Annotated in this window: 24 protein-coding genes and 1 tRNA gene; 12 read left to right on the plus strand and 13 right to left on the minus strand. The window is 73.5% G+C overall.

Translation table 11 applies throughout. The features are described from left to right. The first annotated feature begins 344 nt into the window (after window positions 1-344). Both ACFYMP_RS27315 and ACFYMP_RS27320 read left to right on the plus strand, forming a co-directional pair. Complete coding sequence (locus ACFYMP_RS27315) at window positions 345-707, plus strand: STAS domain-containing protein (protein WP_388862494.1); 363 nt, start codon at window positions 345-347, stop codon at window positions 705-707. A gap of 27 nt (window positions 708-734) precedes the next feature. Continuing rightward, on the plus strand, window positions 735-1,223 hold the full coding sequence (locus ACFYMP_RS27320; RefSeq protein WP_388862496.1) for an ASCH domain-containing protein: 489 nt from the start codon (window positions 735-737) through the stop codon (window positions 1,221-1,223). Window positions 1,224-1,283: 60 nt separating this feature from the next. Here ACFYMP_RS27320 and ACFYMP_RS27325 read toward each other — a convergent pair whose 3' ends face one another. The 7 genes from ACFYMP_RS27325 to ACFYMP_RS27355 form a co-directional block, all read right to left on the minus strand. Beyond that, window positions 1,284-2,525, minus strand: a complete 1,242-nt coding sequence (locus tag ACFYMP_RS27325; RefSeq protein WP_388862498.1) for a cytochrome P450 — start codon at window positions 2,523-2,525, stop codon at window positions 1,284-1,286. Next, window positions 2,426-3,763 carry a cytochrome P450 gene (locus ACFYMP_RS27330; RefSeq protein ID WP_388862500.1) on the minus strand — a complete coding sequence of 446 codons (1,338 nt, stop codon included), beginning with the start codon at window positions 3,761-3,763 and terminating at the stop codon, window positions 2,426-2,428. The genes ACFYMP_RS27325 and ACFYMP_RS27330 overlap by 100 nt, the downstream gene beginning before the upstream one ends. Beyond that, entirely contained in the window at window positions 3,760-4,392 is a 633-nt protein-coding gene (locus ACFYMP_RS27335; RefSeq protein ID WP_388862502.1) for an ATP/GTP-binding protein, read from the minus strand. Before ACFYMP_RS27335 ends, ACFYMP_RS27330 begins: the two co-directional genes overlap by 4 nt. Beyond that, on the minus strand, window positions 4,373-4,723 hold the full coding sequence (locus ACFYMP_RS27340) for a DUF742 domain-containing protein (protein ID WP_388862504.1): 351 nt from the start codon (window positions 4,721-4,723) through the stop codon (window positions 4,373-4,375). The genes ACFYMP_RS27335 and ACFYMP_RS27340 overlap by 20 nt, the downstream gene beginning before the upstream one ends. After that, window positions 4,720-5,163 carry a roadblock/LC7 domain-containing protein gene (locus ACFYMP_RS27345; RefSeq protein WP_363143827.1) on the minus strand — a complete coding sequence of 148 codons (444 nt, stop codon included), beginning with the start codon at window positions 5,161-5,163 and terminating at the stop codon, window positions 4,720-4,722. Before ACFYMP_RS27345 ends, ACFYMP_RS27340 begins: the two co-directional genes overlap by 4 nt. Continuing rightward, window positions 5,160-6,755 (minus strand): histidine kinase, encoded by a 1,596-nt coding sequence (locus ACFYMP_RS27350; RefSeq protein WP_388862506.1) that lies wholly within the window; start codon window positions 6,753-6,755, stop codon window positions 5,160-5,162. Before ACFYMP_RS27350 ends, ACFYMP_RS27345 begins: the two co-directional genes overlap by 4 nt. Window positions 6,756-6,995: 240 nt before the next feature. Continuing rightward, entirely contained in the window at window positions 6,996-9,770 is a 2,775-nt protein-coding gene (locus ACFYMP_RS27355; protein WP_388862508.1) for an ATP-binding protein, read from the minus strand. Window positions 9,771-10,006: 236 nt separating this feature from the next. Here ACFYMP_RS27355 and ACFYMP_RS27360 point away from each other — a divergent pair, with 236 nt between their 5' ends. Next, the gene (locus ACFYMP_RS27360; RefSeq protein WP_388862510.1) at window positions 10,007-11,026 is read left to right on the plus strand and encodes a DUF2510 domain-containing protein; all 1,020 of its coding nucleotides are present in this window, start codon (window positions 10,007-10,009) and stop codon (window positions 11,024-11,026) included. A gap of 246 nt (window positions 11,027-11,272) precedes the next feature. On the opposite strand, the gene ACFYMP_RS27365 is transcribed toward ACFYMP_RS27360, so the two are convergent. After that, a complete protein-coding gene (locus ACFYMP_RS27365) occupies window positions 11,273-11,980 on the minus strand; it encodes a TetR/AcrR family transcriptional regulator (protein ID WP_388862512.1) in 708 nt (235 codons plus the stop codon). A 158-nt stretch (window positions 11,981-12,138) separates the two neighbouring features. Between ACFYMP_RS27365 and ACFYMP_RS27370 the strand changes: the two genes are divergently transcribed. Further along, window positions 12,139-12,936 (plus strand): phosphatase PAP2 family protein, encoded by a 798-nt coding sequence (locus ACFYMP_RS27370; protein ID WP_388862514.1) that lies wholly within the window; start codon window positions 12,139-12,141, stop codon window positions 12,934-12,936. Continuing rightward, the gene (locus ACFYMP_RS27375; protein WP_388862516.1) at window positions 12,933-13,949 is read left to right on the plus strand and encodes a DMT family transporter; all 1,017 of its coding nucleotides are present in this window, start codon (window positions 12,933-12,935) and stop codon (window positions 13,947-13,949) included. The genes ACFYMP_RS27370 and ACFYMP_RS27375 overlap by 4 nt, the downstream gene beginning before the upstream one ends. 212 nt (window positions 13,950-14,161) lie before the next feature. On the opposite strand, the gene ACFYMP_RS27380 is transcribed toward ACFYMP_RS27375, so the two are convergent. Beyond that, window positions 14,162-15,064, minus strand: a complete 903-nt coding sequence (locus ACFYMP_RS27380) for a phospholipid scramblase-related protein (protein ID WP_388862518.1) — start codon at window positions 15,062-15,064, stop codon at window positions 14,162-14,164. 541 nt (window positions 15,065-15,605) lie between these two features. Between ACFYMP_RS27380 and urtA the strand changes: the two genes are divergently transcribed. The 7 genes from urtA (at window position 15,606) to ACFYMP_RS27415 (ending at window position 21,985) form a co-directional block, all read left to right on the plus strand. Beyond that, on the plus strand, window positions 15,606-16,859 hold the full coding sequence (gene urtA / locus ACFYMP_RS27385) for an urea ABC transporter substrate-binding protein (RefSeq protein WP_388862520.1): 1,254 nt from the start codon (window positions 15,606-15,608) through the stop codon (window positions 16,857-16,859). A 209-nt stretch (window positions 16,860-17,068) separates the two neighbouring features. After that, complete coding sequence (urtB, locus tag ACFYMP_RS27390) at window positions 17,069-17,965, plus strand: urea ABC transporter permease subunit UrtB (RefSeq protein WP_388862522.1); 897 nt, start codon at window positions 17,069-17,071, stop codon at window positions 17,963-17,965. Then, entirely contained in the window at window positions 17,962-19,086 is a 1,125-nt protein-coding gene (gene urtC / locus ACFYMP_RS27395) for an urea ABC transporter permease subunit UrtC (protein ID WP_388862524.1), read from the plus strand. The genes urtB and urtC overlap by 4 nt, the downstream gene beginning before the upstream one ends. Continuing rightward, window positions 19,083-19,874: an urea ABC transporter ATP-binding protein UrtD gene (gene urtD / locus ACFYMP_RS27400; protein WP_388862526.1), complete on the plus strand. Its 792-nt coding sequence runs from the start codon at window positions 19,083-19,085 to the stop codon at window positions 19,872-19,874. Before urtC ends, urtD begins: the two co-directional genes overlap by 4 nt. Continuing rightward, the gene (locus ACFYMP_RS27405; RefSeq protein WP_388862528.1) at window positions 19,871-20,569 is read left to right on the plus strand and encodes an ATP-binding cassette domain-containing protein; all 699 of its coding nucleotides are present in this window, start codon (window positions 19,871-19,873) and stop codon (window positions 20,567-20,569) included. The genes urtD and ACFYMP_RS27405 overlap by 4 nt, the downstream gene beginning before the upstream one ends. 123 nt (window positions 20,570-20,692) lie before the next feature. Next, window positions 20,693-21,397, plus strand: coding sequence for a TMEM175 family protein (locus ACFYMP_RS27410; RefSeq protein ID WP_388862530.1), 705 nt, complete (start codon window positions 20,693-20,695; stop codon window positions 21,395-21,397). Window positions 21,398-21,541: 144 nt separating this feature from the next. After that, on the plus strand, window positions 21,542-21,985 hold the full coding sequence (locus ACFYMP_RS27415) for a PPOX class F420-dependent oxidoreductase (RefSeq protein ID WP_388862532.1): 444 nt from the start codon (window positions 21,542-21,544) through the stop codon (window positions 21,983-21,985). A 42-nt stretch (window positions 21,986-22,027) separates the two neighbouring features. Here the strand turns inward: ACFYMP_RS27415 and ACFYMP_RS27420 are convergent. The 4 genes from ACFYMP_RS27420 to eboE all read right to left on the minus strand — a co-directional run bounded on the left by ACFYMP_RS27420 (window position 22,028) and on the right by eboE (window position 26,031). Continuing rightward, window positions 22,028-22,115: transfer RNA gene (locus ACFYMP_RS27420), tRNA-Leu, on the minus strand. A gap of 239 nt (window positions 22,116-22,354) precedes the next feature. Further along, entirely contained in the window at window positions 22,355-23,422 is a 1,068-nt protein-coding gene (locus ACFYMP_RS27425; protein ID WP_388862534.1) for a sugar phosphate isomerase/epimerase family protein, read from the minus strand. Window positions 23,423-23,479: 57 nt separating this feature from the next. Then, on the minus strand, window positions 23,480-24,865 hold the full coding sequence (locus ACFYMP_RS27430) for an alkaline phosphatase family protein (protein WP_388862536.1): 1,386 nt from the start codon (window positions 24,863-24,865) through the stop codon (window positions 23,480-23,482). Further along, window positions 24,862-26,031 (minus strand): metabolite traffic protein EboE, encoded by a 1,170-nt coding sequence (gene eboE, locus ACFYMP_RS27435; RefSeq protein WP_388862538.1) that lies wholly within the window; start codon window positions 26,029-26,031, stop codon window positions 24,862-24,864. Before eboE ends, ACFYMP_RS27430 begins: the two co-directional genes overlap by 4 nt.

The raw sequence follows: 26,031 nt of genomic DNA on the forward strand, positions 1-26,031 counted from the left end.
GCCCCCCCGGGGGGGGCCGGGGGGGGCCGCCCCCCCCCCGCCGGGGGGGGCGCGCCCCCCCGGGGGCGGGGGGCCCCCCGGGGGGCGGGGGGGGGCCCCGCGGGGCCGGGGCGCCCCGCCCGGGCCGCTGGGGCAGTCGGCACTGTCGGGACCGCGGGGGTCCGCGGGGCCGGACGTCTGATGGCTGCTCATGGGCTGTGACCCGGGTGCCCGTTCGCGCGGCGCTTATCCGGTGGGCGGGTGTCCGGGCCCAGGCACGTCGGCTAATATTTGCCGGACAGCAACAGTTGTCGGCGCCGCGCAATGTCCGGCGCTTCACGAGCACGGCGAGGAAGGGCGCGACAATGCCGGACGAGTCCTGGTCCGTGAGCCACGTGGACACCACCGCGGCCCGGGTCGTCCAGGTGGTGGGCGAGGCCGATCTGGACACCGCGGGCGAGCTGGACACGGCGCTCACCGGGGAGCCGGACGCGGCGCGAGCGGTCACCGTGGTGGATCTCTCGCGTACGACCTTCGCCGACTCCACGATCCTGGGCGTGCTGCTGCGGGCCCACGCGCGGCACGAGGAGACGGGGCGGCGGCTGGTGCTCGCGGGTCCGCTGGAGGACGTCCTGCGGAGGCTGTTCGACGTGACGGGCACCATCCATCACCTGCGGTTCGCGAGGACGCTGGACGAGGCGCTCGCGGACCAGCCGGCCGTGGACTGAGCCGGCGGGGCGGCATAGGGTCCGGGGATGACTCCCGGTATCGGGCCGCACGGGCCCGCGTCCGCGCCGCCCCCCTTCGACGCCCGCGCCGCTCGGGCGCTGCCCCTGTTCGAGTTCGCCTTCCCCGGTCCCCTGCGCGACCGGCTGGTCGCGGCGGTCCTGGACGGCTCGAAGACCTCCACGACCGGGCTGGTGCCCGACTACGAGGTCGGGGGCGAGCCTCTGCCGAGGCCCGGGGACCGCGGGGCCGTGCCGGATTCGGCCGGACGCCTGGTCGCGGTGGTCGAGGTGACCGAGGTCCGGGTGGTGCCCCTCGGGGAGGTCCCTCTCGCGCACGCGGTGGACGAGGGCGAGGGATACACGACGGTCGCCGCCTGGCGGGCCGGGCACGAGGCGTACTGGCACGGGGAGCAGATGCGCGCCGCTCTGGACGATCCCCTGTTCACGGTCGACGACACGACCTCGGTCGTCCTCGAACGCTTCCGGCTGCTGGCCGACCTGCGTCCCGGCGGCTGAGGCGCGCGGCGCGACGGGCCGGGGGTGGGGCCCCGGCCGCTGCGGTGGCCGCTCCGCGGCTCAGGCGGTGGGGGCGCCGTCGCGGCGTACGGGCAGGGCGGCCCAGCCGTGTGCGATGAAGGACGGGACCTGCGCGAGCCGGGGGGACTCCAGGCTGAGCCCGGGGAAGCGCTCGAACAGCGCGGGCAGGGCGAGACCGGCCTCCAACTGGGCCAGCGGGGCACCGATGCAGCGGTGCGCGCCGATGCCGAAGGACAGGTGGTCACCCGCGTCGCGGCTGGGGTCGAAGGAGTGCGCGCTCTGCCCGTAGTGCGCCGGGTCGTGGTTGGCGGCGGCGTACGTGGTGAGGATCGCGCTGCCCGCCGGGATGGTCACCCCGTCCGTCTCGACGTCCTCGATGGCGAACCGCATCGGCAGGTTGGCGATGCTCGGGGCCCAGCGCAGCGTCTCCGCCACGACCTGATCCCACGTGAGCTCCCCTGACCGCACCTTCTTGAGGTCCTCGGGGTGGGTCAGCAGGGCGTGCACCGCGTTCCCGATGAGGTTGACGGTGGTCTCTATGCCCGCGCCGATGACCAGGAGCAGCGTGTCGCGCAGTTCGTCGTCGGAGAGCCGGTCGCCGTCCGTGTCGCGTACGGCGATGAGGTCGCTGGTCAGGTCGTGCCCGGGGCGCTCCCGCTTCTCCGCGATGAGCGCGCCCAGTACCTGATTGATGCGGGCCAGGTTCTCCATGGTCGACTCGACGCTCGCCGTGGTGTCCATGACCCCGTCGATCAGGAGGGTGAGGTCGGGGCGGTGGCTGTCGGGGACGCCGAACAGTTCGCAGATGACCGCCATCGGCAGCGGGTGGGCGAGCGCGGCGCGCACGTCGACGGGCTCGTCCTCGGGGCGGGCCGCGATCTCGTCGAGCAGGCCCGTGACGATCTCCCGCACCCGGGGCCGCAGCCGTTCGGTGCGGTGCGCCGTGAAGGAGGGCGCGACGAGTTTGCGCAGCCGGGTGTGGTCGACGCCGTAGGTGCTGAGCATGTTGACCACGCCGACCCAGCCGAGAATCCACGCCCACTCGGGCCTGGTGGCGGCCTCGGGCCAGCGGTCCCAGTGCTTGCGCGGGTCCTTGCTGATCCGGGGGTCGAGGATGAGGGCGCGCAGCGTGTCGTACCGGGTGACGGCGTAGGCGGGGATGGCGCCGGGCAGGGTGACCGCTACGACCGGTCCCCGCTCACGGAGACGGGCGCTCTCCCCGGGGATGTCGGCGCCGGTGGGGTCGAGCGGGTACGGCTGTTCTTCGGCAGGCTGGTCCATGGGCTGACTCCTGGGTGGTCCGGTCTTACGGGGGTGAAGGTGACGGGCAGCTCGGCGAGGGCCCGGTGGAAGGGGCCGGGGCGCCAGGTCAGGGCGTCGAAGGGCACCGCGAGTTCCAGTCCGGGCAGTAGGGTCAGCAACCGGTCGATGGCGGTGAGCGCGATGAGCAGCGCCGGGTCGGCCGCCGGGCAGCGGTGGGCGCCCGCGCCGAAACCGAGGTGGGCGCCGCCGTCGGAGCGTTCGCCCGCCTGGTGCCCGGCCCCGGCGACGGGGCTGCTTCCGGCCGCCGCGTAGGACACCAGGACCAGTTCGCCGGGCTGGATCCAGGTGCCGTGGAAGTGCACGGGCCGCAGCACGAAGTACGGCCCGTAGTTGGCCATCGAGGGGTCGTTGCGCAGTACTTCCTGGAGCGCGTCGAGCGTGGTGAGGGCGCCGTCGGTGAGTGAGGAGTAGTAGCGCTCGTCGGTCAGCATCCGGGCGGTGGTGTTGCTGATGAGGTTGCTGGAGGGCTCGCAGCCCGCGCCGAGGGTCAGCACGACGTGCTGGAGCACCTCCTCGGTGGTCAGCTGCGCGGGGTGGCTGATGAACCACGAGGTGAGGTCATCGCCGGGCTGCGCGTACTTCGCCGTGATGAGTTCGCTCATGTACCGCCCGAATTCCTCGTTGGCGGTGACGGCGTCCTGACCGACGGAGTTGGTGAGCGCGTTGAGGATGCGGTCGAGGTCCTGTCCGGCGTCGTCGGTGCGTCCGTAGAGGCGGTTGATGACGCGGGCCATGAGCGGGCGCGCGTACTGCCCGACGAGGTCGGCGCGGCCGGTTCCGGCGAACTCGCGGATCAGCCCGTCGGCGATCTCGGTGACGTGTCCGCGCAGTTTGTGCGGCTGGATCATCCGGAAGGTGTCGGTCACCGCCTGCCGGAAGCGGGCGTGTGTCTGGCCGTCGCTGAACAGGGCGTTGGGCCGGTACCCGATCATGCCGACCAGCCCCTGGGCCTCGGGGGTGTCGGGAAGCCCCTCCTGCCAGGGGCGCGGGTCCTTGGACCAGTACTCGCCCTGGTCGGTGAGCACCTCCCAGGCCGCTCGGTGGTCGAGCACGAGGTGGGCGCCGACTCCGGGCGCCACCTCGACGGGGGCGACCGCGCCGTGGCGGGAGCGCAGTTCGGCGTAGACGGCCTGCGGGTCGGCGGCGAACTCGGGGCCGTGCAGGCGCCCGGCGCCGGGGAAGTAGCGGCTGCTCACTGCTGTACCAGTTCTCTGATGTGCTCCACCAGCATGATGAGCATGCGGCGGGCCAGGGCGGGGTCACGGGCGTCGCACACCGCGAGCGGCGTGGACTCCTCCAGGTCGAGGGCCTGACGCAGCTCCTCGGGGCTGTGGACGGGCGAGTCGTCGAAGTGGTTGACGGCGACGGCGTAGGGCAGCCCGCGGCGCTCGACGAGATCGAGGACGTCGAAGCTCGCGTCGAGCCGGCGGGTGTCGGCGAGGACGAGGACGCCCATCGCCCCGTACGTCAGCTCCTCCCACAGGAGCCGGAACCGCTCCTGTCCGGGGGCGCCGAACAGGTAGAGGACGGCCCCGGGGTGCTCACTGGGCTCGGGGGCGCGCAGGGTCAGGCGGCCGAAGTCGACGCCGACGGTCGTGGTGGTCTTGCCCCGCACCCCGGTCAGGTCGTCGACGGTCTCCCCGGCCTGCGTCAGCACCTCCTCCGTGGTCAGCGGGGGCGTCTCGGAGGCGGCGGCCACGAAGGTCGTCTTGCCGACGGCGAAGGGCCCGGCCACGACGATCTTGACGGGGACCGGGAGGGACAGGGTGGCCACAAAGCCGGGCGGTGCGGCCGCGGGAGCCGGGTCAGAGGGCACGGAGGCCATGGAGGACCACATCCAGGAGCGCGGGATCGGGAAGCTGGGCGGGGGCCGGCGGTTCGCGGGAGTCCAGCACCCCCGACGCGGCGAGGGCGGCGGCCATCATGCGCACCACCGCGTAGGGCAGGCCGAGTTCCGCGGCGCACTCGTACACCGAGAGCATCCCGGACTCCTCGACGTGTTCCAGGAGTCTGCGGGCCGAGGGGTCGAGCCCCTCGGTGTCCGCCCCGGGCGCGAGCCGGAGCAGCGTCGTGCGCTCGATGCCCACCCGGGCGGGCAGGGCGAGGCCCGCGGTCGCGACGTAGTCGGGGACGACGCGCCGTCGCGGTGGGGTCATGAGGGCGAGGGCGCCCGGCTCTTGGCCGCCTCGGTCAGCGCCGCGACGAGCTTGCTGACCTGGACCTGCACCTCGTAGGCGAGGCGCCCCATGTCGGCCTCGCGGCCGGCCCACAGGACCAGCCCCGCGCCCTCACCCGCGGGCGCGACGTAGTAGAGGCCCTTGGGGGTGCTGACGACGACCTCGTCGATGCCCTGGTCGGCTCCCCCGCCGGCCCGGTCCACGAGGGCGCGGACGCTGCCCAGCGTGGAGCTGGTGACGGCGGCGACCGCCTCTCCGTCGTCCGTGCTCACGCTGGGGGCGGAGCCCAGGATGAGCCCGTCCCTGCTGAAGACCACCCCGCCCTCGACGTGGGGCAGTTCCAGCAGTGGCTCAAGGACCCACGACAGGTTCCGGGCGAGCGGGGCGCCCTTCACCGGCGGAGTTCCCGGGGTGCTCACAGGTCTGTTCCTCTCTCGTGCTCTACGGTCTGGTGCGTGTCCTGCGGGTCCTGCGGGCGGGGGGCTTCGGGCCCGCCGGTCGCCCGGAGGGCCGCGCTCTCCTCCTCCGGCCGTGCGGGAAGCGGGGTGTGCAGGGTGCGTTCGACGGCCTCCTGCCCCTTGCGGCGGCCGGCCTGCCAGCCGCCCCAGCGCGCTTCGGCCTCCTGCGGGTCCAGGCGGGGCAGTTCGGCGACCGGAAAGACCCGTGCGGGGGCCCCGCCGCGTTCGCGGGACTTGCGGCGTCTGCGCGGCAGTGAGGTGGGCCCCTCGCCCTCGGCGGGGTCCTGGGGCGCGCCGCCGGGGACGGGCGGCACGGTCCTGCGCACCGGTTCCGCCGGGGCGGGCGCCGGCCGGCGGACCGGCTGGGGAGCGTGCACGGAGGGGGCGACGGAGTCCGGCATCTCCACGAGCAGGGCGGTGGGCACGGCGACGACGGCGGCGACCCCGCCGTAGCTGCTCTTCTTCAGGGAGACCTGGAAGCCGAACTGCCGCACGAGCGAACCGATCGCGGCCCAGCCGGTCTGCGGCGGGTCACCGAGTTCGACGAGCCGGACGGGACGGTCGCCGGACAGGAGTCGCTCGGCGCGGGCGAACTGGTCCTCGTTGAGGCCGACCCCGGCGTCCTCGATGACGATGCTCACGCCGGTCTGCGTCTCGTGCAGGGCGACGTCGACCTTGAGCGTTCCGTGCGAGAAGTAGACGGCGTTCGCCAGGAGTTCGGCGAGGACGGAGCGCAGTGGCTCGACGCACTGGGCCATCACGCCGACGGCGCGGCCGAGGTGGTTGGCGGGTTCGCCGATGCGCTGCTTGAAGTCCTTGACGCGGCTCGCGGCGCTCACCACGACGTCGGTGAGGTGGGTGTCGTCGCGGAACAGCATCGGGGTGGAACCGGCGGCGAGGGCGGGCGTCTGGGCGGCCCGGCCGACGAGTTCGTTGAGCATGTCCAGGGCCAGGATGTCGGCCATCAGCCCGGGATCGGCGTCCGCGTGCCGGGTCTGGATCTCGCTCAGCCCGTCCTGGAGGCGCAGTTGCAGGGAGTGGACCCGGCTCATGGCCCCGCGCACGACGGCCCGCCCGGCCTCGTCGACGCGCTCGCCCTCCTCGGCCACCGCCTCGGCCACCGCGTCGAGCAGCGCGCTGTGCTGACGCTCCGTCAAGGTCCCGGCCAGCCGCGGGTTCTGCAACCCGGGGACGACGACGTGCGGGGTGCGCAGGTGGGCGAGCAGGGCGGGGAGCCGGCGGGCGAGCAGGTGCTCGGTCTCGGACTCGACGCGCTCGCGCAGTTCCCGCGCCGCGGCGGTGTCCTGTTCGGCCCGGGTCCGTACGGCGGCGAGCTCTCCGGCGGCCTGCGCGCGGATCGCGGCGGCCTCGTCGGCGAAATGCTCGCGAACGGCGACACTCTCGGCCTCGGCCCGCTCCCGGGCGGCGAGGGCCGACCGGGACACCTCCTCGGCCTGCCGGGCACGGCGCCGGGCGGCGACGAGCGGGCCGCCGGTCGCCGCGGCGGTGGCGCCGCCCGCTGCGACGGCGGCTGCCACGACCTCTATCAGCATGTGGGACGTCCCTGGATCTGAAGAATGCTCGGGTGGTGCGCCCCGCCGGACCGGGCCGCGACACGCGGCACCACCGTAAGCTCAAGATCCGCAGCTGCCTAGTTCTGTCCAGAAGTTGACGGGTAATTTGACGAATCAGTAACCTCCGCGCCCGGTGTGCCCGGAATCGGGCAGATCGCGCTCCGGAGGCTTTGCCTCCGCCCGGCCGGGTGAGGACCCGCTCCCCTCCCGGCCCTCGTCTCAGCTCAGCCCGCGACCGTCCTCCAGGGTCCGCGAGGCGAGCCGGACGAGCCCGTCGGCTCCGCAGGCACGGGCCAGGGTCAGCCCGCGCCGCAGTTCGGCGACCGAGCGGACCGCGGCCCCGTACTGGACGCGGGCCCGTGCGTGCTCGTACGCGCAGGGGGAGGTCTCCAGGTAGGTGACGGCCTGCGCGAGCAGGGTGACCGAGCGCTGGCCCCGTTCCGCGGTGGCGGCCTGCCGCAGCGCCTCGCCGATCGCCGTGTCGGTGCCGAAGCGTTCGGCGTCGCGCCGCGCGGTCGCGGCCAGCTCCGCGGCCCGGCCGGGGTCGCTGCGGGCCAGGGCCGCGGCGAGTTCACCGTGGACGGGGGCCATGACGGTGTTGTGCCAGCCGCGCGCGGCCAGCGCGCCGATTCCCGCCTCCAGTTCCTCCACGGCCTCCTTGTGCCGGCCGAGCGCGAGCAGCAGGCGACCGCGTACGGCCGCGGCGTCGGGCAGCACGATCACATCGGGATAGGGCGAGTGGAAGGAGTGCTGCTCCATGACCTCCTCGGCCTCGGCCACCTGGCCGCGGGCGAGCAGGGCGTCCACGAGCATGCAGACGATGTCCCAGTGCATGGGGAGCCGGGAGCCGACCCGTTCGGCCAGGCGCAGGGCCTCGCGCAGATAGGCCACCGCCTGGATGAGCCGGCCGCGCCTGCGGTGCACGTATCCGACGAAGGCGTGCGTGACAGCGAGGTGGGCGCCGCTCCAGCCGTGGTCCTCGTAGGCCCGCAGCCCCTCGGTGAACAGGCTCTCCGCGCGGTCGAGCCGGTCGGAGAAGACGTAGGCGCCGCCGAGCATCACGAGCAGTTCGAAACTCCACTCGGTGTCGGTCCAGCTCAGGCCCGGCGCGAGCCGGCCGTTGACCAGTGCCCGGTCGCACAGCTCGACGGCGTGCTCGGCGCTCTCACCGCGCGCCATGACGTCGAAGGCGCGCAGGATGAGCAGCGCCCGCTCGGAGGTGTCGCGCCCGGCGAGCGGTTCGGCGAGGGCGGCCAGCCCCTGGGAGCGGCCCTCGGCGTCCGCCTCCCGGGCGAAGATCCCCTCCCACATGTAGTGGACGCCCTGGAGCCGCATCCGGGCGGGGCCCCGCGGAATCCGTGCCGCCTCCTCGTCGACGCAGCGCACCGCCTCGCGCAACTGGTCGAGGTGGACGAGGGCCTGGGAGAGCCTGCACACGGCGTCGACCCGCAGGTCGGGGTCGAGCCCCTCCGGCAGTTCGAGGGCCGCCCGCAGGTACTTGACGGTGGTGGCGGGCTCCGTCAGCAGCGTGGAGCAGCCCAGTTCGTACAGCACGTGGGCGTGCGACTCGGGAGGCGGCGGCTCGCGCAGCGCGCGTTCCAGACAGCGGCGCGCGGCGGCGGGCGCCCCGACGGCGAGGTGTTCGCGCGCGGCCTCGCGCAGGGCGGTCACGATGTCGGGATCGTCCTCGGGGTGGACCTCCAGGAGGTGACGGGAGGCGGCCGCGTGGCCGCGTCCGTCGTCGAGCACGAGGGTGGCGGCCCGGCTGTGCAGGGCGGCCCGCAGCCCGACCGGGATGGACTGGTAGATGGCGCTCGCGACGAGCGGATGGACGAACTGGAGGTCCTCGTCGGGGCCGCTCAGGACGCGCGCGGCCCGCAGCCGGGCGACGTGTCCGCGCGCCTCGGACAGCGGCTGGTAGTGCACGAGCGCGGCGAGTTCGAGGGTGATGCCGGTGCCGAGTACGGCGGCGGCCCAGGCGAACTGGGTCGCCTGGGGCCCCAGTTCGTCCAGGCGCGCGACGAGGCCGTCACCCCGGGAGGCGGTGTTGAGCGCCCGCAGGTCCCCGGCGGCGGACTCGACCGGCCGCAGGCCGCTCTCCCGGGCCTTGGCGAGGAGTTCCACCGTCTCGTAGGGGTTGCCCCCGGTGACGGCCCAGACCTCGCGGCAGAACCCGTCCTCCGCGAGCGGTCCGAGCGCGGAGCGGGTCAGTTCGGCCGCGGCCTGCGGCCCGAGCGGTCGCAGGGCGGCGCGCCGGGGGCGGGCCGCGTCGGTGATCCGGCCGAGCAACTCGGCTACCTGGCCGGTCGCGTCGGTGTCCCGCAGGGTCACGACGACGAGTACCTGTACGTCGTCGAGATGCTCGGCGAAGGAGGCGAGCCAGGTGAGCGTCTCCAGGTCCGCCCAGTGCGCGTCGTCGATCAGGAGGACGAGGGGCCAGCTCATGTCGGCGAGCCGGGACACCGCCTCGACCAGTCCGTCCCGTACGCCCTGCGGGTCGACCCTGCGGTCGCCGGGCTCGACTATCCCGAGGGCCGGGCCGACGATCTCGTAGCGGTCGCCGAGGTAGTCGCGGGCCTCCTCGGGGGTGATGGAGACGAGGGCGTTCGCCAGGAGCTGCCGCACGACGTTGAAGGGCACCGAGGTGACGGTCTCCCCGCCCCGCGCGGACCAGACGGTGGCCCGCCCGGCCGCCCTGCGGCGCACCTCCTCCAGCAGGGCCGTCTTGCCGATCCCGGCCTCTCCGCTGAAGACGAGCAGGCTGCCGCGGCTGACGGAGTCCTCGCACAGGGAGTCCAGCGCCCGTTCGACGAGGGCGAGTTCGGCTTCGCGCTCCCACAGTCTGCCCGCCGCGCCGGTCGTGGCGGCCGGGCAGCCCTCGTGGCCGGTGGCGCCGTCCTCACCCGGGTGCGGGGCCTGGTCGCCGCCGGAGTCGTGCGCGTGGCGCCCGTGGGCGTCCCGGCCGTCCTGACCGTCCTGCGCGTTCGCCGTCATCTCTGCCGCTCCCCTGGTACTCGACCGGTCCCCCGGTCGACGGGCCGGTCCCTCCCACGACGCCGGACACGGGTTCGGCGCCTCTCAACTCGCGTGCGCCCTCCGAGCGTAGTCCGCCGGGGCCGCCCGCGAGGGGAGTTGCCGCAGCCCGGACCCGCGGAGCGCCCGCCGGGGCGTGATACGCGCCCGCGCACCCCTCTCATCCTCTCTTCACACCGGCCTCTTACTGTGACGCCATGACCCAAGTGACTCCGCCCGGCTGGTATCCCGATCCCGGGCACATAGGCGAGGGCCCCCGGGCCGAACGCTGGTGGGACGGTTCCGCGTGGACCGGACAGACCCGGGCCCAGGCGCCCGCCCCGGGTTACGGCCCGCCGCCCGGTGCCCTGGGGCCCTACCCGGGCCCCGGCGCTCCCGGCGCCCCCGGGCAGCCCCCCTACGGGGCGGCTCCGTACGGGCAGTCCCCCTACGGAGCCGCCCCGTACGGGCAGGCGCCTTACGGGAAGCCGGGCGCGGGGCCGGCCAGACGCCGGGGGCCGTGGCCGGCCGGGATCGCGATCGGCGTCGTCCTGCTCGCCGTGATCGGCGCGGGCGTCTACGCGCTGACCTCGGGCGGCGACGACGGCAAGGAGGTGCCTGCGGCGGCCCCCTCCACGCGGGCTCCGGCACCGCGCGAGGAGCCCGACCCCTCGCGGTCCCCGAGTGAGGAGCGTGGGCCGCAGGTCAAGGACGGTTACGTGACCGACGCCGTCAACGGGATCAAGCTCCCTGTCCCCAAGGGCTGGGACGGCGCGGTCGACGAGGTCGGGGCCTCGGTGACCACCGGCGCCTATCCCTGCCCTGGCGACCCCGACGAGGAGTGCGTGCACAGCGGCGTGTTCTCGGCCCCCGCGGCCGCGCTGAAGATCGAGTCGCAGGACCCGGAGGCGGCCGCCAAGGCCGACATCGGGCCCAATGCCGAGGCGGCCTACAGCGAGGGGTCCTACGGGAAGGTCACCTCGCACGAGCAGGTGGCCGCGAAGGCGGTGACGGTCGCGGGCCAGAAGGGCTATCTGGTGCGCTGGAAGCTGGTCACCAGCAAGGGCCCGGACGGCTACGCCCAGTCGGTGGCCTTCATGTCGCCGTCGACGAAGCGGCTGGTGATCCTGCGCTACGGACTGGACATCGGCTCCTCGGCGCCGAGCCAGGCCGACCTGGACAAGATCACGGCGGGCGTGACCGCGGCGGACACCGCGGGCAGCGGCGAGAACGCCTGAGCACGCGCGCCTCCTGAGGGGCCGGGCGGATCACCCGCCCCCCGGCTCCGCGCCCGAGAGCCGGTCACCAGTCACCGGCCGCCGGTCGCCGGTCACCGGTCGCCGCTCGCCGCTCGCCAGTCACCGGTCGCCGGTCGCCGGTCGCAGCGAAAGGCCCGGGGCCCTCCCGACCGCTCGTCGGGGAGGGCTCCGGGCCCTGATGCGCCGCCCCCGTCCCCACGGTGCGGCGCCACGGGCCGTCGTCCTTCATCCGCCGGGACGACGACCCCGTTCCTGGTCCCCCGCTCTCAGTCCCCCCTCGGCTCCGGGGGCCGGGGCCGGCTCGCCGGGCTGTTCCTCCGGGGCGCTCAGCCCCAGCGGCGGCAGGATCGCCGCCCGCACGAAGCGTTCCATGTACACCGGGTCGGCGTGCCGCCCCTCCAGCAGGGGGCGCAGTCGCAGGACCCCGAGCAGCTGCGCGGCCACGTACGGCCGTGCGGGATGACCGGGCACCAGCTCCCCGCGTTCCTCCGCGCGGTCGAGCATCGCGCCGATCGCGCGCACCTCGGGGTCGACCAGGGTCTCCTTCAGTACCTGCTTGAGCTCCTGGTCGTGCATGGCGGCGTGGGTGAGCGCGTGCACGAGCAGCGTGTCGCCGGAGGCGCCGGCCGAGGCCGCGCGGGCCGCCGCCAGCAGATCACCGGCCAGGCTGCCGGTGTCGATGCCGCGGAACCTGACCCGGCTGTTGGCCCGCAGCGCGGCGGCCACGAACTGCGGCTTGTTGCCCCACTGCCGGTAGAGGGTCGACTTGCTGCACCGGGTACGCAGCGCGACGCCCTCCATCGTCAGCGCCTCGTACCCGCACTTCCGGATCTGGTCGAGCGCGGCGTCGTAGAACTCCCGCTCGCGTTCCGGGGTGATCTTGGAGCGACGAGCGACGGCCGGGGTGTCCTGCGGGGCGCTGGCTGACGTCATCAGGCACTCTCCTCGGTCGGCAGGTCCGTTCGTCCGCCTCATCGATACGCCAGTGTACCGAAACGAAACCGTACCGGTACACTGGCGTATCGATGAGGCACGGCACCGGTCGTGCCCCGCAGCCGCACACCACAGCCGTCACGCGAAGGGGCCGGGGCATGAGAGCCTCCCGATCCACGTCCGCGATGCGGGAGCCGGACACCACTGCCCGACCGCCCCTCGTCCGCGAACTCCTGCTCGTCGCAGGTCTCTTCCTCGTCTACAAGCTCGGCAGGCAGCTCGCCAACGGGCATGTGGTCGAGGCGTATCACAACGCCACCGACGTGTGGGACCTGGAACGTTTCCTGCACCTGCCCTCCGAGGGGGACATACAGGGGCTGCTGCTGCACAGCGACTCGCTCGTCCATGTGGCGAACACGTACTACGCGACGGTGCACTTCCCGATCACGGCGGCCTTCCTGGTCTTCCTGTACTGGAAGCGTCCGGGGCACTACGTGTGGGCGCGCCGGGTCCTCGCGGTCGTGACGGGGATCGCTCTCGTCGGCCACCTGCTGTTCCCGCTGGCCCCGCCGCGGATGCTCGCGGCGACCCACCTCATGGACACGGGGCTGGTCTACGGGCCCTCGGTGTACGGCTCCACGCCGCAGACGGACTCGCTCTCCAACCAGTTCGCCGCGATGCCCTCGCTGCACTTCGGCTGGGCCCTGATGGTCGCGATCGGCATGATCGTGGCGACCCGGGGCAGGCTGCGCTGGCTGTGGCTGCTGCATCCCGCGCTGACCCTGACGGTCATCGTCGGCACCGCCAACCACTACTGGCTGGACACCCTCGTGGCCACCGCTCTGCTCGGCATCGCCCTCGCGGTGGTCCCGCATCCGTCCACCGAGGTCCGTTTCCGCCGTCTGCTGCACCGGGTCCCGTCCCGGCCGCTGACCCCGCACGGGGTGTCCCGGTGACCGCCACCCTGCTCGCCGTCGCGCTCTCCCTCGTCTCCGCCGTGGCCTACGCCAGCGCGGCCGTGGCCCAGGAGCGGCTGGCCGCACGGGCCCAGGAGATCGGCGCCGGGGGCGTGCGGCTGCTCGCGCACGGGGCGTGGTGGTCGGCGGTCGCGCTCAACGCGGGCGGCGCGCTGCTGCACGTCGCAGCCCTGCGGTACGGGCCGCTGACCCTGGTCCAGCCGCTGGGGGCGCTGACCCTGGTGGCCGCGGTGCCGCTGGGCGCCCACCGGGCCGGACGCCGGGTGGGCCGGCTGGAGTGGCAGGGCACTGCGCTGACCCTCGCGGGCCTGGCCGCGATCCTGCTGACGGCCTCGGGCCCGGCCCCGGACCACGCGCTGGGCCTCGGTGAGGCGCTGGCCGTGGCGGGGGCCACCTCGGCCCTGGTCGCCGGGCTGGCCCGGCCGGGCCGACGCCCCGGGCTGCGGCACGCGACGGCTTCCGGTGTCGCCTCGGGCATCGCCTCCGCGCTGACGCAGACGCTGACGGTCTCGGTCACCGGGGACGGCGGCGGCGCTCCGCTGTGGCAGTCCGGCGTGGTCGCCCTGTGCGTCGCCGCCTTCGCGGCGGGCGGGCTGCTGCTGTCCCAGACCGCGTACCGGGGCGGGCTCGGCGCGCCGCTCGCGGTCGTGACGCTGGTCAACCCGCTGGCCGCCGCCGTGATCGGCCTGAGCCTGCTCGGGGAGCGGCTCCAGGGCGGGCCGCTGGGCCTGGTCCTCGCGCTCGCGGGGGCGGGGGCGGCCGCGTGGGGCGTGGTGCTGCTGACCCGGGTCCCCGCCGACCGGGCGAGGATCGTGGCGGAGCACCGGCCCGCCGCTCCGGGCGTGGAGCCCGCCGGGCCGCTTCCGGCCGCGGTGCCCCCGGCGGGGCCGGACGAGGGGCCACCGCTGACCGCCGTACTCCCCCGCCCCGCGGGCGTCCTGCCGCAGTCGGCCGCGCTGCGCGAGCTGCCGCCCAGGCCGGCCCACCACTGAGCCCCGCGGCGGCCCGCCACTGAGTACGGAGCCGGGGGGGGGGCCGCGCGGGGGGGGGGCCGCGCCCCGCCGCGCCCCCGGCGCCCCCGCCCGGGGGGGGGCCGGGGGGGCCGCCCGCCCCCCCGCCCCCCCCCCCCCGGCCCCCCGGGGCGGCCCCCCCCGGGCCCCGGGGCGGGGCCCGGCCCGGGGGGGGCCGGCCCCCGGCTCCGTACTCAGCCGAGGCCGCGCGCGTCCTGCTTGAGCGCGGTGTCCACGGTGAGGGCGGTGGCCACCACGAGGCTCAGGAGCGGGTCGGGGAGCTGGTAGTGGATCTGGAGGACGTAGTTGTCCGCCGTGGTGAACATCGTCTTGGCGAGCCCCTCCCAGGTCTTGGTGATCCGGGCGACCTCGGTGCCGCCGTGGTCGACGACGGCGAAGTTCCAGGCCCGCCAGTTCTCGGCCTTGATCGCGCCGATCTGCCGGCCCTCCGCCATGAGCGCGAAGTTGATCTTCCCGATGGCGTTCCGCTGGACGATCTCGCCGACCTGGGTCCCGTCCGGCCGGGTCACGACCACCCGGGACTTGATGAACTTCGCGGGCCGGGTCAGCTTCAGCAGCGGGCCGCCGTGCGGATCGCGGATCTCCAGGTGGTGCGTCAGGTACTGGTCGACGCTGAACATGAGCCTGGCGGCCTTGCGCAGCGCCGACTGGCCGACCTGCACGACGGAGCCGAGCACGGCCCCGTGCTGGTCGAAGACCGTGTACTCGTTGGTCAGCTCGACCAGCTTGGCCTTCTGGTTCACGACCAGGACCGGCTCGCTGAAGAGGGTTCCGCCACCGGCCGCGTCCGGCCTGACCCCGGCCTGGTGCCGGACCTGCCGGCGCACCCGCTCGGCGTCGGCGGAGCTCTGCTCCGGGACGCCGTACCGCGGCGCGTTGCCGGCCGGGGCGGCCGGTCCCCCCGGAGTGGGGTCGGGGGCGGGGGCGGACGACGGAACCCGGGGCTGTCGCGGGGCGGGCTGCTGAGCGGACGTGGTGTGGTCGGTCCAGTCCGTCCCGTCCCACCAGCGCAGTTGCTGCGGGGTGCCCTTCGGGTCGGCGTACCAGCCCGCCGGTGTGTTCGATCGCGTGGTCACCGGGGCACAGTACCCGTGAAGTCCGCCCGGTCGTCCGGCCGGGAAAGGCGTCCCGTCCGTCCGGCCGGGAAGGGCGTCCCGTCCGTCCCTCGCACCCGGCGCGACGGGCCGGAAGGCCGCCGGTGCGCACCGCGCGAAGCCCCCGGCCGACCGGGTCCCACGGACGGGCGGCACGCGCGCGCCCCGGCGCCCGTGCCGCCGTACGGTCCCCGGCGAGGGCGATGAGGTATCTGATGCGGATGTGTACCGGTGTGTATACCGTGCGCCCGGCCCGGACGCCCGCCGCGCGCACCGCTCCCCGCCCCCTCGGGCGCGCGGCACCCACGCGAGGAGGGCTCTTCGATCTCCGGCGCTCCCTCCCGAGCAGCGTCCACAGGGCGAGACGCCGAGGGCACGGACCGGAAAGCAACAGCCGCTTAAGTGCCACGAAACGCCGGGGAAACAGCCTGCTTCGACGCTGTGAGCGCCTTGCACAGCAATCCGACGTCCGGGGGGTGAACTCTGCCCCCGGCGGGCGTTCTTGACGGCCAGGAGGCCCTTCTTGCGAGCGACTTCCCCTTCCCGGCGCTCCGTTGTCGGCGCGGCCCTGCTCTGCTCCACCCTCGTCCTGACCGGTTGCGGAGCGAAGACCGACGCGGGCGGCTCCGGCGGGAACAAGGCGGTGAAGGCCGACACGGCGGGCGGCACCGTCAAGGTCGGACTGCTCAACTCCCTCTCGGGGACCATGGCGATCAGCGAGGTCACCGTCCGCGACTCGCTCAAGCTGGCCATCGAGGAGATCAACGCCTCGGGCGGGGTCCTCGGCAAGAAGATCCGGCCGGTCAGCGAGGACGGCGCCTCGGACTGGCCGACCTTCGCCGAGAAGGCCCAGAAGCTCATCCGGGAGGACCGGGTGGCCGCGACCTTCGGCTGCTGGACCTCGGCCAGCCGCAAGGCGGTCAAACCGGTCTTCGAGAAGAACAGGTCCCTGCTGTTCTACCCGGTGCAGTACGAGGGCCTGGAGCAGTCCCCGTACATCTTCTACTCGGGCGCCACCACGAACCAGCAGATCGTGCCGGCCCTCGACTACCTCAAGAGCAAGGGCAAGAAGTCGCTGTATCTGGTGGGCAGCGACTACGTGTTCCCGCGCACCGCCAACAAGGTCATCAAGGCGTACGCGAAGGCCAACGGCATGACCGTCAAGGGGGAGGACTACGCGCCGCTCGGCTCGACGGAGTTCAGCACGATCGCCAACAAGGTGCGGGCGGCGAAGGCCGACGCCGTGTTCAACACGCTCAACGGCGACAGCAACGTGGCCTTCTTCAAGGAGTACAAGTCGGCCGGGCTGACCGCGCGGAAGATGCCCGTGCTGTCGGTGTCGATCGCCGAGGAGGAGGTCAAGAGCATCGGACCGCAGTACCTCAAGGACCAGTTGACGGCCTGGAACTACTACCAGACCACCAAGGGCGCGGCCAACACGAGATTCGTGAAGGCGTACAAGGCCAAGTACGGGCAGTCCAAGCCGACCAGCGACCCGATGGAGGCCGCCTACACCTCGGTGTACCTGTGGAAGGAGATGGTCGAGAAGGCCAGGTCCTTCGACCCGGAGAAGGTCAGGGCGGCGGCCGACGGCACCTCCTTCGAGGCGCCCGAGGGCCCGGTCACCGTGGACGGCGCGACGCAGCACCTCGCGAAGACCGCCCGGATCGGGAGGATCGGCGCCGACGGACTCATCGACGAGGTGTGGAACTCGGGCGGCCCCGTCAAGCCCGACCCCTTCCTCAAGGGATACGACTGGGCCTCCGGCCTCTCCTGAGCGGCCTGTCCTGAACCACCGGCTGTCCTGGACCGGCTGTCCCGAACGGGCCGGCCCGGACGGCCCGACGGTGACGCCCCTCGGCGAAGGGCCTTACACCGACGCCCCGTTGCGAGGGACCGCGCCCGGACGGTCTGCCTGACCGGCCTCCTCTGATCCGTACCCCGCACCCGCCCCGCACCCCCTCCCCACTCCCCCGGAGCCGCTCCATGACGGTGATCCTCGGGCAGTCCTTCACGGGCATCAGCATCGGCGCCGTCCTGCTGCTGATCGCCCTCGGACTGTCCCTGACCTTCGGCCAGATGAACGTCATCAACATGGCGCACGGCGAGTTCATCATGGCCGGCGCCTACACCACCTACGTCCTCCAGCAGCACCTCTCGGGTGCCGGTCTCTCCCTCCTGCTCGCACTCCCCCTCGCCTTCCTGGTGGCCGGCCTGATGGGGGTGGTCCTCGAATACCTCCTGATCCGCCGCCTGTACCTGCGCCCCCTCGACACGCTCCTGGTCACCTGGGGCGTCTCGCTCATGCTCCAGCAGCTGGCCCGGGACGTCTTCGGCGCGCCCAACGTCCAGACCCGCGCCCCCGACTGGCTGACGGGACACCTCACCCTGCCGCTGGGCGGCAGCGAACTGTCCCTGCCCACCAGCAGGTTGTTCATCCTGGCCCTCGCCCTCCTCGCGGTCGCCGCGCTGGCTCTGGTGCTGCGGCTCACGCCGCTGGGACGCCGGGTCCGCGCCGTCGTGCAGAACCGTGACCTCGCCGAGGTCTCGGGCATCCCGACCGCCCGGGTCGACCGCACCACCTTCTTCATCGGCTCGGGACTCGCGGGGATCGCCGGGGTCGCGCTGACCCTGGTCGGCCCGATCGGCCCGACGATGGGCACGAACGTCATCATCGACGCCTTCCTGGTCATCGTGGTCGGCGGGATCGGCCGGTTGCGCGGCAGCGTGATCGTCGCCTTCGCGCTCGGTGTCCTCCAGTCGGTCCTGGAGTGGTCCACGACGGTCAGCGTCGCGAAGGTCGCGGTCCTCGTCGCGATCGTCGCCTTCCTCCAGTGGCGGCCCCAGGGCCTCTACACCGTCCGTTCCCGGAGCCTCGTATGACGACGACCACCGAAGCCCCCGCGCCGCCCGCCCCACCCGCGCCCCGGCGCCGCCTGTTCGCCGCCGAGGGCCCCGGACGCACCGCAGCCGCGTTCACGGCGGCGGCCGTGCTGCTGCTCGCCGTCGCCCCCCTGGCCCTGTCCGACTTCCGGCTCGGTCTGCTCGCGAAGTACCTGTGCACGGCGATCGTCGCCGTCGGGGTGTGCCTGGCCTGGGGCCGGGGCGGGCTGCTCACCCTGGGCCAGGGAGTGTTCTTCGGCCTGGGCGGCTACGCGATGGCGATGCACCTCAAACTCGCCGACGCGGGCCCCGGCCAACTGCCCGATTTCATGGTGCTGTACGGATCGGCCGACTCGCTGCCGTGGTGGTGGCGGCCCTTCGGCAACCCGGTGTTCGCGATCGCCGCGACGGTACTGCTGCCCATGGCGGTCGCCGCGCTGCTCGGCACGCTCGTCTTCAGGCGCCGGGTGCGGGGCGCGTACTTCGCGCTGCTGAGCCAGGCGCTGACGGCGGCCTTCGCGCTGTGGCTGGTCGGCCAGCAGGCGACGACCGGCGGCACCAACGGACTGACCGACATCCAGGGCTTCTTCGGCTACGCCCTGGACGATCCCGCCAACCAGCGGATGGTGTACTTCCTGATCGCCCTCGTGCTGCTGCTCCTGATGGCCGCGGCCCGGCAGCTGATCCGCTCGCGCTACGGCGAACTCCTCGTGGCCGTACGGGATTCCGAGGAGCGGGTGCGTTTCCTCGGCTACGACCCGGCGAACGTCAAGCTCGTCGCGTACGTCGCCGCCGCGGGGATGGCGGGCCTCGCGGGCGCGCTGTTCGTCCCGGCCGTCGGCATCATCTCGCCCGCCCTGATCGGTATCGTCCCCTCGATCGAGCTGGTGATCGGCGCCGCGGTCGGCGGACGGGCCAGCCTGGTGGGGGCGGTGGTCGGCGCGCTCGCCGTGGCCTGGGCGAAGACGGCGCTGTCCGAGGAGTTCCCCGCCGCCTGGACGTACTTCCAGGGGCTGTTGTTCGTCGTGGCGGTCGCCTTCCTGCCGGGCGGGCTCGCCTCACTCGTCAAGGCCGTACGGGCCCGGACCGGGCGCCGGAACACGAAGGAGGCCACCGTATGAGCACGCGGGAGAACGGCGGGCTGGAGATCGAGTCACTGCGGGTCGCCTTCGACGGGTTCACCGCCGTCGACGGGGTGAGCCTGCGGGTGGACCCCGGGGACCTGCGCTTCCTGATCGGGCCGAACGGCGCGGGGAAGACCACCCTGGTGGACGCCGTCACGGGGCTCGCCCGAGCCACCGGTTCGGTCCGCTTCGAGGGCGTGGAACTGCTGGGCAGGCCCGTGCACCGCATCGCCCGCTCGGGCGTCGGCCGCACCTTCCAGACGGCGACCGTCTTCGAGGAGCTGACGGTTCTGCAGAACCTCGACATCGCGGCGGGCGCGGGACGCTCCGCGCTCACCATGCTGCGACGCAGGCGCGAGGTGCCGGAGGCGGTCGACGAGGCGCTGGAGACGATCGGGCTGACGGCGCTGCGCGACCGGCCGGCCGGGGTCCTCGCGCACGGGCAGAAGCAGTGGCTGGAGATCGGCATGCTGCTGGTGCAGAACGTGCGGCTGCTGCTGCTCGACGAGCCGGTCGCGGGCATGAGCCACGAGGAGCGCGAGGCGACCGGGGCGCTGCTGACCTCGATCGCGGGCAGCCGCACCGTCGTCGTCATCGAGCACGACATGGACTTCCTGCGCTCGTACGCGCGCACCGTGAGCGTGCTGCACGCGGGCCGGGTGCTGAGCGAGGGGACGGTGGCGCAGGTGCAGGCCGACCCGAAGGTGCAGGAGGTGTACCTCGGCACGGCACGGGACGCCGCCGTCGCCGCCGGGGTCGAGGACGAGGCGGTGCCGAGCGTATGACGATGCTGGAGATCGACACGGTGCACGCCGGGTACGCGCGGGCGACCGTGCTGCACGGGGTCTCCCTCACGGTGCCCCGGGACGGCGTGGCCGCGGTGCTCGGCCACAACGGGGCGGGCAAGAGCACCTTGCTGCGCGCGGCGGCCGGTCTGCTCGTGCCCACCCGCGGCGCCGTACGGCTCGACGGGGAGGACGTCACCGGTCTGCGTCCGCACCAGCGGGTGGCGCGCGGCCTGGCCTACGTCCCGCAGGGGCAGCAGTGCTTCCCGCAGCTCACGGCGGCGGAGAACCTGCGCCTGGTCGCGGACGGCAGGCGTGGTGGCCGGGCGGCCACCGACGAGGCGCTGGACCTGTTCCCCGCGCTGCGGACCCTCGGACACCGCCCGGCGGGGCTGCTGTCCGGTGGGCAGCGCCAGCAACTCGCGCTGGCGAGGGCGCTGGTGACAGGCCCGCGCCTCCTCCTGCTCGACGAGCCGACGGAGGGCATCCAGCCCTCCGTGGTCGCCGAGATCGAGGCGGCGATCCTCGCGCTGACCCGGCGCGGCGGACTGTCCGTCCTGCTCGTGGAGCAGCACGTGGGCTTCGCGCTGCGCGCGGCCGGGCGTTACCACGTCCTGGAGGCGGGACGGGTCACGTCCACGGGCGAGGGCGGCGCGGAGGCGGAGGACGTGGTGCGGGGGGCGCTGCGCGTATGAGATCCCCCGGCGGAGTGTTCGCCGGGGCGGCGCGGGGTGGGGTGGGGGCGGGGCCGGGCTCCTGCGGGCATAGTGCGGTCCTGTCCGCACCCGGTGTCCGCCCCTCCCGTTCCAGGAGTCCCCTTGCCAGAGGACGCACAAGGCCACGGCCCCCGGGCGGGGGCGGCCCCGGTCCCCGACCCCGGTGCCCGCTTCCGCCGCAGCGACACGGCCCGGCTCGAAGCGCTCAGCGACGGGGTGTTCGCGGTGGCGCTGACGATCCTCGTCCTCGACCTGACGGATCCGCCGCACCGCGACGGGGGGCTCGGTCACGCCCTCGCCGCGCAGTGGCCGGGGTACGTGGGCTATGTCGCCTCGTTCTCGTACGTGGGCGTGATCTGGCTCAACCACCACCAGGCCTTCGCCCGCATCCGCCACGTCGACCGCTCCCTGGCGGGCTGGAACCTGGCGCTGGTGGGCATCACCTCGGCGCTGGCCTTCCCCACCTCGGTGGTCTCCGACACCCTGAGCGAGAGCGTCACCAACGAGGACGCGAAGGTGGCCGTGGCCCTCTACGCGCTGGTGGCCGGCCTGATGTGCGCGGCCTGGCAGCACCTGTACCGCTTCCTGAGCAAACGCCCCGACCTGATGGAGCCAGGCGTCGAGCCGGGCTACCTGCGCCACGGCGTCCTCCGCTCCTTCGCGGGCCTGGTGGCCTACGCGGTCGCCGCCCTCCTCGGCGTGTTCGTGGCGCCCCTGCTGGCCCTCGCCGTCTTCCTGCTGGCTCCCGTCTTCTACTTCCTGACCACGGAGGGCATGCCGCGCCGCGGCACACGGCCCATCAGCTGAGCCGGCCGAGGGGCCTGGGCGGGCCGGGAGCACCGCGTGATCGCGAGAGGCGGGAATCGCCGCCCCTCCTCCGCCGTCCCCTCTAGGCTCTGCACGGACCGTACGCACGCGGCGTGCGGCGCTGTCGGCCACGAAGGGACCGCCATGCCGGAACAGTCTCCCGCCTTCCTCGACCGCCACCTGTCCTTCCTCACCGAACGCGACCACGGCGTGCTCGTCACCCTCAAGAAGGACGGGCGCCCGCAGTTGTCGAACATCAACTACGCGGCGTACGCGGACAGCCGCACGGCCCTGATCTCGACGACGGCGGACCGCGCGAAGGTCCACAACCTGCGCCGGGACCCGCGCGCGAGCCTGTACGTCTCGACCCCCGACGGCGGCGCCTACGCGGTGTACGAGGGCACCGCGGCCCTCTCCCCCGTGGCCGCCGACCCGCACGACGAGGTCGTCACCGAACTCATCGCCCTCTACCGCGACGTCCAGGGCGAACACCCCGACTGGGACGACTACCGCGCGGCCATGGTCCGCGACCGTCGCCTGGTGGTGCGCCTGCGGCTGGAGCGGGCGTACGGCTGGGTGCGGAACTGAGGCGGAGAAACAGAAAAACCCCAGGTGAACTGGGGTTTTCACTGGTGTCCGAGGGGGGACTTGAACCCCCACGCCCGATAAAGGGCACTAGCACCTCAAGCTAGCGCGTCTGCCATTCCGCCACCCGGACAAGGTGTCTGCCGACCGGGTTCCCCCGGCGACACGGACAACAATACCAGGGGTTCGGGGTGCCTCTCACCCTCATAAGGCGTGGTCAGAGGGGGCGGCGGGAGGAGGCGGGGCGGCCGGTCGCGGGTGGGCACGCGGGGTGTCCGGTATGTGACGGCACGGGGTCGCGCGCCGCTGCCGGGAGCCCGGCGCCCCGGAGGTTCACTCCGGGGCGCCGGGCTCCGCCCGGTGCGGCACGGGTCAGTGCCGGCCGCGGCTCTCGCGCAGGGAGTGCAGGTGGGCGGAGGACTTGCGGGCGAAGGCGAGCGAGTCGACCGGGCTGTCGTGCTCGACCTGCCAGTGGTGGTCGCGACGGCCGTTACGGGTCTTGTTGACGGCGGACAGGAAGGACTTGTAGTCGATCTCGCCGTCGCCCACGTCGGTCATGTCGTAACCGTCGGTCGCGTTCGGGTTGTGCGTGCCGTCCTTGACGTGGAACAGCGGGTAGCGGTGCGGCTGCTTGAGGACGTAGTCGATCGGCTCGAACGGGGCCGGCTTGCCCTCGGGCGTTTTGCTGAAGCGGAACTGGCCGGTGTAGGCCCAGTAGATGTCCATCTCCAGGTAGACGAGCTTCGGGTCCGTCTCGGCGAGCAGGACGTCGTAGAGGCGGACGTCCGGGTTGTCGGAGGCGAAGCGGAACTCGTCCCCGTGGTTGTGCTGGTAGAACTTCATGCCGCGACGGCGGGCCGCCGCCCCGTAGGTGTTGAAGTCCTGGGCCGCGCGCTTCCACGCGTCGACGGTGTCGCCGTAGCGCCACGGCCCCGAGGCGGTCCCGATGTGTTCGAGGCCGAGGGTCTGGGCGTCGTCGAGCACCTGCTCCAGGTTCTGCGCGAAGGAGTAGGCGCCCGGATTGTTGTCGTCGTAGTAGTTGACGTGGCTGCCTATGCCGTTGAGTCCGTGGTCGCGGGCGAGGCGGGCGAGCTGCGGCAAGGTGATCGAACCCGTGCCCTGGGTGTAGCCGGCGTACTCGACCTCGTCGTAACCGAAGCGCTCCAGTTCGTCGAAGACCTTGGCGAAGCCGATCGAGGAGATCTTGTCGCGCAGCGAGTAGAGCTGGATGCCGAGCCGGCCCTTGGGCAGGACGGGCTCGCCCTTGCCGTGGCCGTGGTCGTGGCCATGCCCGTGACCGTGCCCGCGGCCCGTGGCGGCGGCCGGTCCCGCGGCCATGCCGAGCAGGGCGGCGGTCCCGAGGCCCGCGCTGACGCCGAGCATTCCGCGGCGGCTGAGCTTCGCGGCGAGTTCGGCGTCCACTGGCTTCTTGCGGCTCATCTGGGTGACTCCCTTGTGGTGTCCGTGATGATGGCGTCGGCGGTGACGGGTCGTCTCTCAGGACCCGTCGAGGCCGGCGAGCTTGAGGAGCAGGGACTTGACGTCGGTGGCCGCGACCGGGCCCCGGGTCGCCCCGGGCGAGGAGCACAGCAGCAGCGGCCCCTCGTCCTCGTGCGCGGGCAGCCGCCCGTGGCTGCCCCGGATCGGTGAGGCGTCCAGCGGGACGACCGCCATCCGGTACCGCATTCCGAGCTTCTTCCTGGCCAGGGCCCCGGCCGCCTTGAGCCGTACGTAGGGGTCCTCGGGGTCCATGAAGAGTTCGACGGGGTCGTAGCCGGGTTTGCGGTGGATCTCGACGAGCTGCGCGAAGTCGGGGGCGCGGGCGTCGTCGAGCCAGTAGTAGTAGGTGAACCACGCGTCGGGTTCGGCGACGGCGACCAGTTCACCGGAGCGCGCGTGGTCGAGGCCGTACGCCTTCTTGCCCGCGTCGTCGAGCAGTTCGCCGATGCCCTCGACCCCGGACAGCGCCTCCCTGGTGGCCTCCAGGTCCTCGGGGCGGCGTACGTAGACGTGGGCGATCTGGTGGTCGGCGACCGCGAAGGCGCGCGAGGCCATCGGGTCGAGGTACTCCATGCCGTCCTGGGTGTGCACCTCCACGAGGCCCGCCTCGCGCAGCACCCGGTTGAGGTGCACGGGGCGGCTCACCTTGGTGATCCCGTACTCGGACAGCGCGACGACGGTGCGGCCCTGGGCCCGCGCGTCCTCCAGCAGCGGGGCGAGGACGCGGTCCAGGTCGGCCGCCGCCTTCAGGGAGCGCGGGTCGTCGGGTCCGTAGCGCTGGAGGTCGTAGTCCAGGTGCGGGACGTAGGCGAGCGTGAGGTCGGGGTTGCGGGTGGCCATGACGTGCCGGGTGGCGTCCACGATCCACTGCGAGGACACGAGGCCGGCGCCCGGCCCCCAGAACTGGAAGAGGGGGAACGTCCCGAGTTCGCCGACGAGTTCGTCGTGCAGCTCGGGCGGCCGGGTGTAGCAGTCGGGTTCCTTGCGGCCGTCCGCGTAGTAGACCGGGCGCGGGGTGACCGTCCAGTCGGTGTCGGCGCCCATCGCGTACCACCAGCAGATGTTGGCGACGGTGTAGCCGGGGTGGGCGCGGCGCGCGGCGTCCCACAGCCGGTCCCCGGTCACCAGGCCGTTGTGCTGGCGCCACAGCAGGACGTCGCCGAGTTCACGGAAGTACCAGCCGTTGCCGACGACGCCGTGTTCGGCGGGGAGGGTGCCGGTGAGGAAGGTGGACTGGGCCGCGCAGGTCACGGCGGGCAGGACGGTGCCGAGCGGGGCCCTGGAGCCGGACTGTCCGAGCGCCTTGAGGTGCGGCATGTGGTCGAGCAGCTTCGGCGTCATGCCCACGACGTCGAGGACGAGCAGCGGGGTGGGACCGGTCATGGCAGTTCCTTCAGGCCGAGGTCCGTCAGGAGGTCGCGGGCGAGGACGAGTTCGGCGGCGATGCCGTCGGCGAGCTGGGCGCGGTTGCGCGGGCGCAGTGCGGCGGGCAGCGCCTGCCAGGTGTACGTCTCCACTTCGAGGTGGTGGGTACGGGGGTGCGGGGCCCCGGCGAGCCGGGCGAGGCAGTCCTTGAGCACCGGGAGGGTCGAGGTGAGCGGTTCGGCGGGCGGGGCGTGCAGGGGGACGTGGAAGTGGGAGCGCCAGGGCGCGGTGTCGGGCAGGGCGGTGCCGCTCAGTGCCTCGTCGAGGTCGTCGGTGCCGCGCAGCCCGGCGGGGGTGAGGGTGCGGGTCTGGTGCAGGAAGCGGGGTTCGGCGAAGGCGCCGAGCGCTTCGCGCACCTCGGGCCGTTCGGGGTGCTCGGCGTGCAGGGCCGCGGAGAGCTGCGTCTTGACGACGGGCACCCCGGCCGCCTCCAGGGCGTCCAGGGCGGCGCCCGGGTCCTCGAAGGAGGTCGCGAGGTGGCAGGTGTCGACGCAGACGCCGATGCGGTCGCCGGCGAGCGCGGTGAGCGGGGCGATCGCGTCGGCGGTGGTCTCGACGGTGCAGCCCGGTTCGGGTTCGAGGCCGACGCGGATGCGTTTGCCGGTGGTCTCCTCCAGGGCGTCGAGGCGCCGCGCGAGGGTCGTGAGGGCCTCGCCGGCCAGGCGCTCGGCGTCTTCGTCGTAGGTGGTGCGCCAGGCGAGCGGGAGGGTGGAGATGGAGCCCTCGGTGATGTCCTCGGGCAGCAGTCCGGCGAGCAGCCGGGCGAGGTCGGTGGTGTGCTCCAGCCGCTCGGGATCGGCCCAGTCGGGCTTGTACACGCGGTACTTGACGTTCTCGGAGCCGAACCCCTGGTAGGGGAAACCGTTGAGGGTGACGACTTCGAGGCCGCGGGCGTCGAGGTCGGAGCGCAGCGCGCGCAGGGCCACGGGGTCGGTGATGAGGGCTTTGGCCGCGTCCTTGGCGAGCCACAGGCCGATGCCGAGCCGGTCGCGGCCCAGGCGTCTGCGGACGGGTTCGCAGTGGTCGCGCAGTTGGGCGCGGACTCCGTCGAGCGTCTCGGCGGGGTGCACGTTGGTGCAGTAGGCGAGGTGCAGGACGGAGCCGTCGGGGTGGCGGAAGCGCAT

Origin of the sequence: Streptomyces sp. NPDC007088, assembly GCF_042869355.1 — a bacterium.
In the GTDB taxonomy this organism is placed as follows: domain Bacteria; phylum Actinomycetota; class Actinomycetes; order Streptomycetales; family Streptomycetaceae; genus Streptomyces.

Coding starts and splice junctions, on each gene's coding strand:
- ACFYMP_RS27425 (WP_388862534.1), bottom strand. CDS start 23,422: ATGAGCCGCAAGAAGCCAGTGGACGCCGAACTCGCCGCGAAGCTCAGC.
- ACFYMP_RS27415 (WP_388862532.1), top strand. CDS start 21,542: ATGCCGGAACAGTCTCCCGCCTTCCTCGACCGCCACCTGTCCTTCCTC.
- ACFYMP_RS27430 (WP_388862536.1), bottom strand. CDS start 24,865: ATGACCGGTCCCACCCCGCTGCTCGTCCTCGACGTCGTGGGCATGACG.
- ACFYMP_RS27355 (WP_388862508.1), bottom strand. CDS start 9,770: ATGACGGCGAACGCGCAGGACGGTCAGGACGGCCGGGACGCCCACGGG.
- urtD (WP_388862526.1), top strand. CDS start 19,083: ATGAGCACGCGGGAGAACGGCGGGCTGGAGATCGAGTCACTGCGGGTC.
- ACFYMP_RS27360 (WP_388862510.1), top strand. CDS start 10,007: ATGACCCAAGTGACTCCGCCCGGCTGGTATCCCGATCCCGGGCACATA.
- eboE (WP_388862538.1), bottom strand. CDS start 26,031: ATGCGCTTCCGCCACCCCGACGGCTCCGTCCTGCACCTCGCCTACTGC.
- ACFYMP_RS27325 (WP_388862498.1), bottom strand. CDS start 2,525: ATGGACCAGCCTGCCGAAGAACAGCCGTACCCGCTCGACCCCACCGGC.
- ACFYMP_RS27335 (WP_388862502.1), bottom strand. CDS start 4,392: ATGGCCTCCGTGCCCTCTGACCCGGCTCCCGCGGCCGCACCGCCCGGC.
- ACFYMP_RS27320 (WP_388862496.1), top strand. CDS start 735: ATGACTCCCGGTATCGGGCCGCACGGGCCCGCGTCCGCGCCGCCCCCC.
- ACFYMP_RS27340 (WP_388862504.1), bottom strand. CDS start 4,723: ATGACCCCACCGCGACGGCGCGTCGTCCCCGACTACGTCGCGACCGCG.
- ACFYMP_RS27350 (WP_388862506.1), bottom strand. CDS start 6,755: ATGCTGATAGAGGTCGTGGCAGCCGCCGTCGCAGCGGGCGGCGCCACC.
- ACFYMP_RS27405 (WP_388862528.1), top strand. CDS start 19,871: ATGACGATGCTGGAGATCGACACGGTGCACGCCGGGTACGCGCGGGCG.
- ACFYMP_RS27370 (WP_388862514.1), top strand. CDS start 12,139: ATGAGAGCCTCCCGATCCACGTCCGCGATGCGGGAGCCGGACACCACT.
- ACFYMP_RS27365 (WP_388862512.1), bottom strand. CDS start 11,980: ATGACGTCAGCCAGCGCCCCGCAGGACACCCCGGCCGTCGCTCGTCGC.
- urtC (WP_388862524.1), top strand. CDS start 17,962: ATGACGACGACCACCGAAGCCCCCGCGCCGCCCGCCCCACCCGCGCCC.
- urtB (WP_388862522.1), top strand. CDS start 17,069: ATGACGGTGATCCTCGGGCAGTCCTTCACGGGCATCAGCATCGGCGCC.
- ACFYMP_RS27315 (WP_388862494.1), top strand. CDS start 345: ATGCCGGACGAGTCCTGGTCCGTGAGCCACGTGGACACCACCGCGGCC.